This is a genomic window from Microbacterium gawkjiense (assembly GCF_031932225.1).
Classification (GTDB): domain Bacteria; phylum Actinomycetota; class Actinomycetes; order Actinomycetales; family Microbacteriaceae; genus Microbacterium; species Microbacterium gawkjiense.
In genome coordinates, this window is the sequence record NZ_JAUZVV010000001.1 from 1,543,886 (window position 1) to 1,558,411 (window position 14,526).

Below are 14,526 nucleotides of genomic sequence, written 5' to 3' on the forward strand. Positions count from 1 at the left end.
GAAGTCCGCCGCTAGGCTCTTGGAATATGGACCTCCTCATCGTCGGGTCAGGCTTCTTCGGTCTGACCATCGCGGAGCGGGCTGCTGCAGCCGGCCGCAAAGTCACCGTCATCGACCGTCGTCACCACATCGGGGGGAACGCGTTCTCCGAGAACGAGGCGCAGACCGGCATCGAGGTTCACCGCTACGGAGCCCACCTGTTCCACACGTCGAACGCGACGGTGTGGGAGTACGTGAACCGCTTCACCCAGTTCACCGACTACGTCCACCGCGTCTACACCAACCACAAGGGTGTGGTGTACCCGCTGCCGATCAACCTGGCAACGATCAACCAGTTCTTCCAGGCGGCCTATTCGCCGGCTGATGCGCGGGCGCTGGTGAACGAGCTCGCGGGCGAGTTCGATGCCAAGTCCGCAGCGAACCTCGAGGAGAAGGCGATCGCCTTGATCGGGCGGCCGTTGTACGAAGCCTTCATACGCGATTACACCGCGAAGCAGTGGCAGACCGACCCGAAGGATCTTCCCGCCGAGGTGATCAGCCGGCTCCCCGTCCGCTACAACTACGACAACCGCTACTTCAACGACACGTGGGAGGGGCTTCCGGTCGACGGGTACACCGCATGGCTCGAGCGCATGGCGGATCACGCGAACATCGAGGTGAAGCTGGACACCGACTTCTTCGACGCCGCGCAGCCGCTGAACAAGGCCGCCACCGTCGGTCAGGTACCGATCGTCTACACGGGTCCCGTGGACCGATACTTCGACTTCGCCGAAGGGGAGTTGGGCTGGCGCACCCTCGACTTCGAGGAGGAGGTCGTCGACGTCGCCGATTTCCAGGGCACGAGCGTCATGAACTATGCGGATGCCGACGTGCCGTACACCCGCATCCATGAGTTCAAGCACTTCCACCCGGAACGCGCCGACCGCTATCCGGCGGAAAAGACCGTCATCATGCGGGAGTACTCCCGATTCGCGGGCCGCGATGACGAGCCTTATTACCCGGTCAACACGCCCGAGGACCGTGCGCGACTCCTCGCGTACCGGGACCTCTCCAAGGGTGAAGCCGACGTGCACTTCGGGGGTCGACTCGGCACCTACCAGTACCTCGACATGCACATGGCGATCGGTGCCGCCCTGTCGATGTGGAACAACACGCTCCGTTGATCAGACGGCGTCGCCGCGCCCTTCAGCGGCGCGGCGGCGAGGCGTGTGCTTTCGTCAGGATCTGCAGGGCGATCTGCGCATCGGGAGAAGTCGCGAGACTGTGTAGTTCGGCGACCGCCTCCCTCGGCAGCGACGCGAACTTCTTGTGCGCGCCCTCGAACGTGCCGTAGACGACCTCGGCCAGGGTCGAGGTGAGACCCGGCTCGGGGGACCAGTTCCGGAGCTCCTCGCTCATGTCGAGGAAGCTCAGAAGGTAGCCCTTGACGGAGTTGGCGTCCGCGAGTGCGGTTATCGTCGATCCCGCTCGGATGCGGCGGGCGTAGATGTCGTCACGCCGGTGCGCCGTCCGCTGCGCTCTCAGCATCAGGGCGAACGTGTACGGGTTGTCTTGGTGGACGATACCGGGGATGAAGGTCACGCCGGCCCCGCGTGCGAAGTCGGTTCGGGTGAGATACATGCCGACGTGAGGCCGATAGTCCCGGTTGCGGCGCATATCGACGATCATCTGCGCGCCGGAGCGTGGCTCGCGGTACTCACGGCTTCGCTGGTAGTAGTGCGCGTAGCGGGTCCAGACGGCCTCGGGGACAGCGCCGTCGCGAAAGGAGAAGCAGTCGAAGAGCAGCATGTCCAGGTTCTCGGCGTCAGCGTCAGCCACGAGAGTCGCAAGTGAATCCGACGGCCAGAAATCGTCGCTGTCGAGGAAGACGACGTAGCGACCCTTCGCCTCGTCGAGACCGCGATTTCGAGCCACGGATTGGCCGCTGTTCGGCTGGTGTACCACGGTGACGCGCGGATCGAGGCGAGCGTAACGGTCCAGGACCTCCGAGGAAGAGTCCGTCGACCCGTCGTCTATGCAGACCACTTCGAGTGACGGCCCCGTCTGTGCCAGGACGCTCGACAGGCAATCGTCGAGCCAGCTCTCCGAGTTGTAGACGGGAATCACGACGGTGACATCGGGCTCCGTCTCGCGCCGTGGTGCCGGCGTCGGCTCACGCTCCGTGAAGAAGCGCGGCACGGCGCTCGTCATCTCAGCGACCGGCGCCGCGGGTCGAGCGTCCGGTCGCTTCGTCGTCCGACGTGCGATCCGTCGGGCGAGCGAACGCGCTCGGGTTTCGACCGTCTCGACGAAGCTCGTCAACGCGGACCTGCTCGAGCGGGCTCGCTGCAGCTTGCTCCTCAACTCAGCGACCTCACGCTCGAGTCTCGCAATCTGGTCGTTCGGCTCCTGGGTCACATGATCTCCTCGACGACGGCGTGGTCGCGGCTCTGGGGCGGGCGACTCTCCGGCCGCGTCGGGGCGAGGGAGAGCGACAGAGTAGGCTCGAGCTTATGCGTGACCTGGGGGATACGACGTCGAATCGGACGTGGCATGAGGACGATTTTCTCGTTCGGATGTCCGCAGATGACATCCGCGGATCGGATGACGTAGGGCGGGATCCGAGTCCCAGCGACCTCATCACCGACCCGACTGAGATGAAGTTCGGCGCGGTGACACTCGGTCTCGTCTCCTCGGATGTGGCACGTCATGAGCGGCTTGCGCTGCTGCGATCACGGTCTTTCGTGGACCGCGATCTTCACTCGTTCGGCGCACGCGTGCGGTCCCGGTGGGCCTTCGACGCGCTGGCCGGACGCCTCACCCGCCAGGCGCACGACTGGGAGTCATTCCGAGCACTCCTGCTGGCGCACGCCGAGAGTGTCGCAGACGCCGAGCCGGTTCTGGATGCGATCTCCCTGGACCGGCTGTTCGCTCTCGCCGAGATGCTGCACGAGCGGAATCAGGACGAACAGGCCGAGCGTGCCCTCGTCTCCTTCATCGCGCACCGCGTCGACGCGGGCGGCGCGGCGTCGAGAACGACACGACAGCGCCTGGCAGAGCGCGCGCTGCATTTCGGTTACGCGGACGACGCCCGGCGTATCGCGGAAGCTCTCGGCGGCCGCAGCTGGGCGCGGTTGGCATTGCGACTGGAACTGAGTCACCCCAGGTTCGGCGGCACATTCGACGGTCTCCTCCACCGATTCAATGAGCCGTTCCGGCGACTGGGTCTCGAGACGGTGCGTCTCAGCGAGGCCGCCGGCGCGCCCTTCGACAGGCTGGAGGCCGCGGCCGAGAGCACCGTCGGGCAGGGTCCTCTCGTGAGTGTCATCCTCGAGGTCCTCCCCGGAGCCGACCATGTCGAAACAGCGATCCGTTCGATCGTCGCTCAGACCTACGCGAACTGGGAGCTCCTGATCGTCGATGGCGATCCCGTCGGAGAAGTCCGTGACATCGCTGCGCGATTCGATGCGGACGCTCGCATCAGCGTGATCTCGGCTGAACCCGGCAAGAACGCAATGGAGTACCGGAACGAGGGGATCGCTGCCGCGCGCGGTGATGTCATCACGTTCCAGAACGCTCTCTCATGGTCGCATCCTCGTCGTCTCGAAACGCAGCTCTCAGACCTGCTGCTGCACCCTGGTCGAGTGGCGAACCTCGTCCACGAGGTGCACGTCGGTCGGGAGCTCTCCTTCGTCACGGATCGCGGCGTCAAACTCTCCAAGGCCGAGTCGACCCTCATGATCCGCTCGGACGTCCTGCGGACGATGGGCGGCTTCGACCCGGTGCCCCGAGGCGCTGAACGCGAGCTGCGCAAGCGTCTCGAGCTCAACGCTCATCGGCCGATGCCTGCCCTGGTGTCCGGTGCACCCCTGGTCCTGACACTCGCGCCGGACGAAGAGACTCGCGGTCGGGACTACGGCGTCAGGGCGTGGGAGCCGGCGGCTCTGACCGCCTACCGCAGTGCGGCACGACTGCGTCGTGCAGTCCCCCTCGAAGAGGAAGTCGGATATGGCATCCCCATGCCCCACACCGGGCACGTGGACGTGCTCGTCGTCCTCGACGCGCGAGAGTCCCCGCGATGGGAAGCCTTCCACGGGACGGTCGCAGATGAGATCCGGAGAGCGGCCGAGGTCGGCCTGACAGTCGGACTGTTGCACTCCGACGCGCTCTTGGGGCCTCACGGAACGGTGAGGTATGCGGTCGTCCTCGAAGAACTGCTCGCGGGTGGTCTGGCCGTACGCGTCGACGGCCTGCGAGAGGTCGATGCTCCTCTCGTCGTTGTGCGTCACGCCGGAGCGGCGCAGGGCCACCTAGGCAGCTCGCTTCCGATCCGTGCCGACCGCGTCGTCGTCGTCGAAGACCCCGAAGCAGGAGACGCGCGGGGGAAGACGATCGCCGCGGCCGACGTCGAACACGTCGTGGAGGGGTGGTTCGGTAATCGACCCACCTGGACGCGCGCTCTCCCCGCGCTGCCGACACCCACCGTGAGCGCAGTCTCCATCGATGACACGGGTCTGCGCGTCACGCTTCAGAGCGCGGTCAGCCAGCTCATCCGCGGCGTTCGGATCTCGAACGGTTCGGCCGGGATCGACCTCCGAGTCATGGCCGGCACGAGTGACATCGTGGCGTCCGCCGACGTGGACGTCGTCGAGCCCGGACGGTGGGAGGTCACCGTCGATCACGCCGCCGACGATGGCGAAGTGGTTTCGCGCCGTGCTGCGGTCTCCGCTGATGCGTTCGTCTGGAACCACGGTCGCCACCTCGTCGTCAAGACGGGCGACGGAGCGTTCCAGGTGTTGCCGCAGGACGGCACCAATGGCGTGGATGACCTCACAGCCCACTACCTGTCGGCGAAGGTCTCGTCCGTGCGTGTGAACGGCGAGCGAGCGGATGTCGTGGTCGAGACGAGCGGTGCGTCGTTCCTCTTGGAAGTCTTCGCTCAGAGGGAGGTCGAAAGCGGCGCCATTCGTCGACGGGACTTCACCGTCACCACGACGGGCGGGCGCCGAGTGTGGTCGAGGCCGCTGACGAAGTTCGCGGACTCCCGCTGGCGCCTCTTCGGGGCATTCCGCACGAGTCTGGGCGTCATCCACTACCCCATCAGCGTCGGCCCCGAGGCGATCGTCGAGGGGACGTCGCTGTGGACGCCGCGGATCCTCCCAGGCGATCGGATCCTCATCACCCCGCCCCAGCCGAGCAAGCTGCAGCGTGCAGCGCGCCGTATCGGAGCAGGGGCTCGGGTCGAAGCACTGCGCCGCTCGCTCTCGCGTGATGGGCGGGCAGAGGAAGTCCGGTTCGATTCCCGGCACTCGCAGCCGCGTGTCGCCGAAAAGCCGACGGTGTCCGTGGTGATGCCGGTCTACAACGTCGAGCCTTTCCTCGACGCAGCCATCTCCTCCGTCCTGGATCAGGACTTCCGCGATCTCGAGCTGATCCTCGTGGATGACGCGTCGAAGGACGGTGGACGCCGGATCATTCAGAAATACTGGAAGAAGGATCCTCGGGTCCGCGTCTTCGGCCTGGACCACAACACGCTGGGCGGAGCCGGCATCCCGAGCAACGTCGGCATCCGGGCCGCACGTGGCGAGTACGTGGCTTTCGCTGACAGCGACGATCAGGTGACGAGCGCGGGCCTGGCCCGGCTGGTGGAGGCCGCCGAGACGCACGACGCCGAACTCGTCATCGGAGACTTCAAGACGTTCACCGACAAGCTGACCGAGGGTACGGAGTCCTACGATCGGCACGTCTGGAGCAGCCTCCCCACGGGGACGCCCCTCTCCGCGGTGGAGGACATCGACCTGTTCCGACTCTCGCCCGTGCCGTGGCGCAAGCTCTATCGTCGAGCGTTCCTCGAAGAGCACGCGATCCTCTACCCGGAAGGCGACTACTTCTACGAGGACAACCCTCTTCACTGGTTCGTGCTTTCGCGCGCACGGCGGGTCGTCCTCTGCGACGAGGTCATCAGCTTCCACCGGATGGAGCGCGAGGGCCAGACGATGAGCGCCCAGACGTACAAGCTCGGCGCGTTCGTCAATCACATGAACACGGTGCTCAACTCGCTATTGGGCGCAGAGCCCGCGTACCGCGAGAAGCTGATCGAATCCTTCGCGAACTACCTCGACCGCACGTTGTGGGTCGCAACCAAACAGACCCAGCCCGCGGCGGCCGCGATGATCCGTCGCGGCTTCGCGGAGATCTACGAGCGCGCGATCGAGGCCGAGCCGAACGCCACCATTCCGGAGAAGACTCGCGCGAAGCTGACGACGTTCCGTTCCGCGTATCCCGACCTCGATCTCACGATCGTGGTGCCGGTCTACAACAGCTCCGGCCTGCTCAAGCCCACGCTCGATTCGCTCCTGTCCATCCGGGGGCTCCGTTTCGACGTGCTGCTCGTGGACGACGGGTCGACCGACGACTCGCTCGCGATCATGGAGGACTACGAGAAGCGGTACTCCAACGTCCACGTCTTCGCGCAGGGTAACCGCGGAGCAGGGCGCGCCCGCAACTCGGTGATCCCACTCGCATCCGGCCGCTACACCTACTTCCTCGACGCTGACGACGTCATCGACGCCAAGGCACTCGTCGCTGCGGTGGCCCAGGCGGATGAGGAGGCTTCTGACCTGCTTTTCATGAAGTACCGGATCGAGTACACCGATGAGGGACGTTCCCGCGGGATGTTCGATGCAGATCTCGAGGCGTGGGGCAGAGCGACCCGGGCGGCGAGCAGTGCGAGTCGGCAGCGGGCAGTCGCCCAGCTCATCAACTACCCGTGGAACCGCATCATCCGCACGCGCCTCCTCCATGACGGGAACGTCTTCTTCGGGCCGACCGTGGTCCACAACGACGTGCTGTTCCACTGGCACTCGATCGCACGCGCGTCTCGCATCAGTCTCTTCGACGGTGAAGTGGTCACGCATCGGAAGTTCACGTCGCGAGATCAGATCACCAACATCAACGACGCCAGACGTCTCGCCGTGCTCGAAGCCTTGCGGGGCACCCACGAGCGCATCTCGCCGTTGGACTCGTTCGCAGACCTGAGAGAGGAATGGATCCACTTCGCTCAGCACCTGCTTTCGTGGGCGGCGAGCAGGATCCCTGAGGAACTTCGACCGATGTACGAGCTGCGCCGCCGCGAGCTGGGTCAGGCGTTCGACCAGGTCGCGGGCTTCGCCGAGTGAGAGGCAACCTCGACATCCCCGCGTTCGAAGGTCGGACAGTGCCCAGGGGTCGAGAGGGGGCATGCGACCGGCGGAGCGTAGGCTTTCGGGTGCTGCCCCGCACGGGCAGCGGGATCAGAGGAGTACGGTGACGACGTCATCTGTTGCCGGCGGCGATGCCGCCGGCGCATATGCGGGCCTGTCGGTCGTCGGCAAGCGGCCACCGCTGAGCGCGTATCTGACGGATGCCTGGCGCAGGAGAAGCTTCGGCGTGACGCTCGCCTCGAACAAGCTGATTGCGAGCCTGCTCCCCAACCGTTTGGGCGTTCTCTGGATCGTCATCAAGCCGCTCTCACTGGCATTGATCTACGGAGCGATCTTCCATTTCGTGATCGCGGGCCCGGCACGGCCGGCGGATTTCGTGCTGTACGTCATCGTGGGCGTCTTCGTCCTCGAGTTCTTCACGAACTGCTTCGGGGCAGGCGCGAAGGCGATCACGGGGAACTCGAAACTCGTTCAGAGCATCGGTTTCCCCCGCATCCTCCTCCCCTTCTCCGTCGTCATCGAGCAGGCGATGAGGATGGTGCCCGTCGTGGTGCTGATGGTTCTTCTGCTCATCGTCTTCGGCGAGACGCCTCGGTGGTCGTGGCTGCTTATCGTTCCCATCCTCCTTGTCATGGGCATCTTCAACTTCGGGGTGGCGCTCGTCGTGGCGCGACTGTCCGTGCACGCGAGAGACGTCCAGCAGGTGATCCCGATCATCACCCGCGTGCTGTTCTACGTCAGCGGCATCTTCTTCGACGTCGATGGCGCGTTGAGGGATTTCCCGACTCTCTTGACGATCGCCCATCTCATCCCGACCTACGACTTCATCTCGCTTTCGCGTGCGGTGCTGCTCGATTCCTACACGGCACCGACTCTCGCGGTGGTTGCTGCGCCGGTGTGGGCCGTCGTCGCGCTGGTCTTCGGTGTGGTGTTCTTCTGGCGCGCGGAGGCGAGGTACGGGCTCAGTGACTGATCATTCGGCCGACCGCCCGCTTCAGAGCCCGGTGGACCGGGCCGCGCGACGACCCATGGTCATCGCGAACGACGCGCACGTGACGTACCAGGTGTACGCGTCCGGAAAGCGCGTGGGAACCCGGGACAAGCTGCTGAGCCTCGACGCGATCCGCGGAGGCCGGGGCATGACGACGGTTCCCGCCTTGCGAGGTGTCAGCTTCAGCGCGACCGAGGGTGAGACGATCGGCGTCGTCGGGCACAACGGCTCCGGCAAGTCGACGCTCTTCAAGGCGATGACCGGACTCATCCCGACATCCCGCGGCGAGATCTGGGCGAGGGACCGTCCCGTCCTCCTCGGAGTCAACGCCGCACTCGTGCCCGAGCTTTCCGGCGAGGACAACATCAAGCTCGGACTCCTCGCGATGGGGTTCTCGAAGGCAGAAGCCGCAGCGCACGTCGACGAGATCGCCGACTTCGCCGAGCTGAACGAGTTCATCCATCACCCGATGAAGACGTACTCCTCGGGGATGGGTGCGCGACTGAGGTTCGCGATCGCGTCGGCCAAAGCGCACTCCATCCTCCTCATCGATGAGGCACTCGCGGTCGGTGACCGGAAGTTCCGGATCAAGAGCGAGGAGCGTATCCGCAACCTGCGCGACACCGCCGGTCTCGTGATGATCGTCAGCCACTCGGTCGGGTCTCTCAAGGATTCGTGCGAACGCGTGCTGTGGATCCACAAGGGTGAGCTGCGCGAGGACGGTCCCACCGACGCCGTCATCGATGACTACGTGAAGTGGACGAAGGATCCGAAGAGCGTCGCGGTGGGGGCCGCGGCTCATCGGCCGGCGCCGGTCCCGCCGCCTCCGGGAGCCGCGACGACCGAAGAGACCACCCGTACCGCACCGTCCGCATCGGGCGTGACCGCGCTCGAGGCGCTCCTCACGTCCGCAGGGAGGACCGACGGGGAGACCATCGTTCCCACGCAGTCTTCGGGACGTGCGCGCACGGTCGCGCGACGAGAACGATTCCGTGAGGCCGCGCGGGCACGCCGTCGCCGTCGCCTCCTCGCCGTCGTGGGGACCATCGCAGTCCTTCTGCTCGCTGTGGCCGCCGGTGCCTCCCTCGCGTTCCTCGCCGGTCTCTCGAGCTCCGACAGCAGCGCTCCCGCTGGGATGACGCCGGCCGGCGACGAAACGACCGACGCGCTTGCGATCATGTCCTTCTCGGCCGCGTCGGACGTCGTGCGATGCGAGTCGGAGGAGGGCACCGCGACCGTGAACGTCTCTTGGCAGACTCACGCCGCCGAGAAGGTCGCTCTCGGGAGAGGGGCGGATGAGGTCGAGGCCGTGGAGGCCCCGATCGTCTCCGACCTCGCTGGCGCAGGCGCCGAACTCGCGGTCGCCTACCCGTGCTGGACGACCTCGCAAACGTACAGCCTGATCGCTCAGGATGCGGTGGGGGAGCAGGTCAGTGCTCATGTCGTCGTCGCTCGCGAGTACGCGCAGCCCGAGGAGGAGACGGTCGAGTCCCCCGATGCCGGCTCGAGGACCTCGCCGTCCCGACCCGCTCCGCAGCCGACGTCGCCGGCTCCCGGGCCGTCGCCCACTCCGGATCCGGCCACCCCTGCCCCTCAGCCGACGGATGCCGAAGAGGTGCCCGAGCCCGTCGTGACGGCGCCGGTCATCCCCGAGCCGACTGACATCCCTGAGCCGACGGATCTCCCCGTCGCGCCGTCACCCGATCCGGTCGTCACCACCGCGCCGGAGGAAGACGGGGTCGCCCCCTGAGCGTCAGTCGGCGCCGATCCGCTTCTTGAGGCGATGAACGAAGGGGCGTAGGCCGGGGAACCGTGCGATCGCTCGTCGTCCGGCGGGCGCCATCGTGGCCCAGAGTCGGGTGCCGAGGGCTGACTGGCCGTGAGGCGCGGCCCGGAGAGCCGGTCGGTTCGCGTGCTCAGCGTAGAAGCGCAGGAGCCCCAGGAGCTGTTGCGCATCCTGCAGCGTCGGGTCGGGCGACGACGACGGATGCACACGTCCGGTGACGATTCGGCGGTAGAGATCCGCGAAGTCCTCGCCGCGCGCCCGTTGCGCGGCCTGGAGGGATCCGCGGGACATCCGTCCGTAGGAATCGGGGTCGCGGGACACCTGCGCGAGTGCTCTGGCCAGCCGTCCCGCATCTCCCTGCGGAGCGGATACCAGGCCCTCGTTGTCCTTCACAAGGACGAGCCAGGGGAGCTCGTACATGAAGACCGGGAGCCCGAAGGACTGCGCTTCTGCGATGGTGAGCTGATAACCCTCGATGATGCTCGTCGACACGAACACGTCGGCAGCGTCGATCTCGCGCGCCAAGTCGCGCCCATGGCGTGGCCCCACTGCGCGGATGGCGTCGTGCAGGCCGCGGCGTTTGGCCAAGGCGTTGAACTTCTTGGCGGTCATGTCGTCCCAGTCGGGCCCGATGAGCGTCATCCGGAAGTCGACCCCGACGGATCGGAGTTCTGCGCCGACGGCGATGAGCTCGGTCACGCGCTTGGTCTTCTCTTCGAGGCGCCCCCACCAGATCAGTCGAAGCGGCCCCGCCGCGCGCTTCCGAGGCTCGCGAGGATCGGCCCGCTCCGTGAGGAGTGCGGACGGGGGGTTGGGGGCGAAAGAGGTGTGCGTGATGCCTCGCAGCTTGAGGTACGCGACGTCCAGCGGCGAGAGCGTGACGAGGTGTGCGAGGAGCGTCGCCCGCTGCTCGATGATCGCGAGCCGATCGTCACCGTCGTAGATCGGACGCGCCACGAAGTTGTGCAGCCATCCCACGGTGGCGGCGCCTGCTGCCCGCGTCATGATGGCGAACTCCGGCCAATAGCGCGTGTAGAGCACCTGGTGATCGATCACGATGTCGACCGAACGTTCACGCAGGATCGTGCGCCATGCCCTCATCCGGGCGACGATGTCGCCCCCGGGGAGCTCCACGAAATCCACGCCGGAGGGAACGGCTCGTGGGTCGCTGCCACCGTTCCGGGCGACGATGGTCACGGTGTATCCCGCGTCGTGGAAGATACGGGCCTGTGCAGCGATGACCGCGGACACACCGCCGGTGCGGAAAGTGGATGTGGCGAGCATGACGTGACGCGGGTCGTGCACGCCGATCTCCTGACGCCCGGCGCCATCCATCAGGGCGAGGAGCGATCGGGGCGAGTGGAGACCTGCCGCGGCGAGAAGATCCTGCTCGTCGACCTTGCTGCGTAAGAGCTCCACCGCGTCCTCGCGGATGGTGCGGGCGCCTTTCTCGAGGAGTTGTGTGCAGACGTAGCCGATGATCCACATCCGCACCCCGTCATACGTCTCCGTGACGCGGGACGGATCCGGGCTCGACGCGGCGATCGTGTCGACGGCGTCTCCGATCGCACCGATGGAGTCGATAGCCGACGCGTAGAACCGTGCCCGCTCGAGGGATTCCACCCGGTGACCGCTTCCTCCGCGGCCGAGGTGGTAGCGGTAGAGCTGGTCGTCGATCGAGGCGACACTCGCGGCGAGCGATGCGACCAGGAACATCACCGGCAGGTCGTTCACGCGCTGCAGGGAGAGCGATTCCGGGATGTGGCTGTATGCGGCGCGAAGCAGATCCGTCCGGAACAGATACCGCCACAGTTGACCCTGAGCGGCGATGTCGACGGGGAAGAGCCCAGGGAGCACATCGCTGCCGTCCAACCTCCGGAACCGCGGCCGCAGACGCCGCTCGTACGATCCACCCACCTGGCCGTGCGCGTCGACGACGGTGACGCCGAACTGCAGCACCTCTGCGTCGGCGGCCACGATCGCGCGACACGCCGTCTCTGCTGCCCGGGGGTCCAGCTCGTCGTCGCCGTCCAGGAAGAGAAGGTAGGGAGCGCGCGCGGCTTCGACACCGGTGCGACGGGCGTTCAGGGCGGAACGGTTCTCGGAGTGACGGAGGATGCGTACTCGGTCATCGTCCTCCTGGATCCGTTCGACGACCGCCAGGGTGGCGTCCGTCGACGCGTCGTCGACGCAGATCACTTCGATGTCCCGGAGGGTCTGGTCGAGCGCTGTTCGGAGTGCGGCCGCGACGGTTCCGGAATCGTTGTGGAGCGGCATGACGATCGAGACCGCAGGTGAAGGTGACATCGCCCAGATCCTATGCGGTGGGCCGCGTCCCGGGCCGTCGGAAGGTCGACTGGCGCGCGCTGCTCGGTCCTGCGGATTCTGCGCTCGCAGCCTCGTCTGTGATGATGGACGCTCACTTCCCACACCCTTGGAGGGGCATCTCCATGCAGATCCGCCGGCGAACCATCTACATCGGCGCGGCCATCGTCCTCGTCGGTGCGCTCACCGCGACCGCCGTCGCGTTGACGGCCAGCGGCTCGTCGACGCCCCCCGCGGCACGGCCGACACCGTCCACCTCGAGCGCGACGCCGACGCCGTCCGCCACGCCGGAGCCCGCACCCGTGTCGGCGCCGCTCTCCGTCCCTGCAGCGGGTCAATTCGACTCCTGGAAGCGCGCCTCGACGACCAAGGTCGCCCGGGTCGTCCCGCAGGTCGGTCAGGGCGCGGATGGATCCGTGGCTGCCTACATCGATGCGCCGGTCATCGACGGGAAGACATCCGCCCTCGCTGTGGACGCCGCGGTCGTCGCGGGTGCGTCGTACGAATTCTCCGCACAGGTGCGGTCCCTCTCGCCCCTCCCCGAGGCGGTTGACGCCGCCATCGAAATCGGCACTGAAAGGATCGGTCTTCCTGAGCTGAGCGCGGCCTGGACCACGGTGACGGGAACCTTCACCGCGCCGGCGGATGCGGACACCGCTCAGATCCGCGTGGTCCTCGACGGCCCCGTCGCCGGGCTCGGCATCGACGATGTCTCCTTGGTGGGCGCCGACGGTGAGAACGTCGTCCCCAACCCATCATTCGAGAAGGTCGGCGGCAAGGACACGATCGTCAACCGGTCCCTCATCCTGCCGGCGTCGAACCCGATGCTCGCGGTCCGCGCGCCGGCCGGGCAGATCTCCTGGACCGCGACGGATGCCGGCGGCAAGGTCGCAGCGAAGGGTGCGGTCGACGCGTCCCACGTGCTCGAAGCGGTCCCGCTGACGGGCCTGGATGAGGGGTACTACAGCGTGGCCGTGAAGACGGGCGCAGGCACCGTCAAGACCCTGCTCGGCGTCATCGACTACGAGGGCACGACCATCGCCGCCGACCCTCGGTTCGGTGTGGGCCTCCACGTCGAGAACGACCTCTACAGCGATGCCGCCGACCTCACGGCATCCCTCGGAATCGGCTTGGCCCGCAACGACGTCCTCTGGCGGTTCAACGAGACCTCGAAGGGCAAGTACGACTGGGCCGACCACTACGTGAACGGCTTCGACCGACTCCACGCCCACGGCATCCACCTGCTCGGAATCGTCAACTACGGCAACGAGCTGTACGGCAACGGCAAGGTGCCGACGAGCAAGGCGGCGATCGCGGCCTACGGCGACTATGCAGCCGCCATGGCGGAGCGGTTCGACCTCGTCGGCCTCGAGGTCTTCAACGAGTTCAACCACACACGCTTCAATAAGACGGCATGCGGCACGAAGCCCTCGTGCTACGTCCCTCTTCTGGATTCCGTCCACAGCGCGGTGGAGAAGGTGGACCCTGATCTGCCGATCATCGCCGGCTCGACCGCCCGCTACGACGCCCCCTGGTTCGACGGTCTGTGGCGTGCCGGTGGTCTGAAGTACTCCGACGCGATCAGCTTCCACCCCTACGAAGTGTCCAGCAAGCCCGAGTCGCTCGCCGGGATCGTCGACGAGGCGAACCGCTCCATGAAGGAGAACGGGAAGACGACCCGCCCGATCTGGATCACGGAGCTCGGCAGCTCGTCCAAGACCGGCGGCCGGACCGTCTCGGCGCAGGCCGACTACCTGGTGCGGACCTCGATCACGGCGCTTGCGAGCGGGGCTGAGAAGTTCTTCTGGTACGACCTCATCAACGACGACCCGAGCCCCGCGAAGCACGAGGGCAACTTCGGCATGTACTACCAGAAGGCGTCCGGCGTGGCAGCCTTCCAGCCGAAGCCCGTCGGGTACGCCCAAGCCCTGATGATCGCCCGCCTCGGTGGACGTGCTCTGGCGGCGGACGAGTCGGCGAAGGGAGTCCACTCGGTGCGCTTCGGTGACGAGAAGGATGCCGTGCGCGTCGTGTGGGCTCCGAAGGGGAAAGCGGAGATGACCGTCCGCAGCGATGTCGCAGTGACGGTGACCACCATGACGGGCGCCACGAAGACCATCGAGCCCGTCGACGGGGTGGCGACCATTCCGGTGACGGTTCGGCCGCAGTTCGTCGAGAGTTCACTCGAGCCCGCCGGCGCAACGCCCGCCCCGACGGTCTCCCAGACACCCGCTGGCTAGGAT

At 66.6% G+C, this 14,526-nt stretch carries 7 protein-coding genes; 5 read left to right on the forward strand and 2 right to left on the reverse strand.

Features of this window, described 5'->3' with window-relative positions; all coding sequences use genetic code 11:
• The first annotated feature begins 26 nt into the window (after window positions 1–26).
• A complete protein-coding gene (glf, locus tag Q9S71_RS07435; RefSeq protein ID WP_311861485.1) occupies window positions 27–1,163 on the forward strand; it encodes a UDP-galactopyranose mutase in 1,137 nt (378 codons plus the stop codon).
• A gap of 22 nt (window positions 1,164–1,185) precedes the next feature.
• Here glf and Q9S71_RS07440 read toward each other — a convergent pair whose 3' ends face one another.
• Window positions 1,186–2,178 (reverse strand): glycosyltransferase family 2 protein, encoded by a 993-nt coding sequence (locus Q9S71_RS07440; RefSeq protein ID WP_311861486.1) that lies wholly within the window; start codon window positions 2,176–2,178, stop codon window positions 1,186–1,188.
• A gap of 545 nt (window positions 2,179–2,723) precedes the next feature.
• Here Q9S71_RS07440 and Q9S71_RS07445 point away from each other — a divergent pair.
• From Q9S71_RS07445 to Q9S71_RS07455, 3 genes are all read left to right on the forward strand, one after another.
• The gene (locus tag Q9S71_RS07445; RefSeq protein WP_311861488.1) at window positions 2,724–7,157 is read left to right on the forward strand and encodes a glycosyltransferase family 2 protein; all 4,434 of its coding nucleotides are present in this window, start codon (window positions 2,724–2,726) and stop codon (window positions 7,155–7,157) included.
• A gap of 61 nt (window positions 7,158–7,218) precedes the next feature.
• Window positions 7,219–8,154, forward strand: a complete 936-nt coding sequence (locus Q9S71_RS07450; protein ID WP_311861490.1) for an ABC transporter permease — start codon at window positions 7,219–7,221, stop codon at window positions 8,152–8,154.
• A complete protein-coding gene (locus Q9S71_RS07455) occupies window positions 8,147–9,922 on the forward strand; it encodes an ABC transporter ATP-binding protein (RefSeq protein ID WP_311861492.1) in 1,776 nt (591 codons plus the stop codon). Before Q9S71_RS07450 ends, Q9S71_RS07455 begins: the two co-directional genes overlap by 8 nt.
• 3 nt (window positions 9,923–9,925) lie before the next feature.
• Here Q9S71_RS07455 and Q9S71_RS07460 read toward each other — a convergent pair whose 3' ends face one another.
• Window positions 9,926–12,265 carry a glycosyltransferase gene (locus Q9S71_RS07460; protein ID WP_311861493.1) on the reverse strand — a complete coding sequence of 780 codons (2,340 nt, stop codon included), beginning with the start codon at window positions 12,263–12,265 and terminating at the stop codon, window positions 9,926–9,928.
• A 143-nt stretch (window positions 12,266–12,408) separates the two neighbouring features.
• Between Q9S71_RS07460 and Q9S71_RS07465 the strand changes: the two genes are divergently transcribed.
• The gene (locus Q9S71_RS07465) at window positions 12,409–14,523 is read left to right on the forward strand and encodes a cellulase family glycosylhydrolase (RefSeq protein ID WP_311861495.1); all 2,115 of its coding nucleotides are present in this window, start codon (window positions 12,409–12,411) and stop codon (window positions 14,521–14,523) included.
• Window positions 14,524–14,526: the final 3 nt, after the last annotated feature.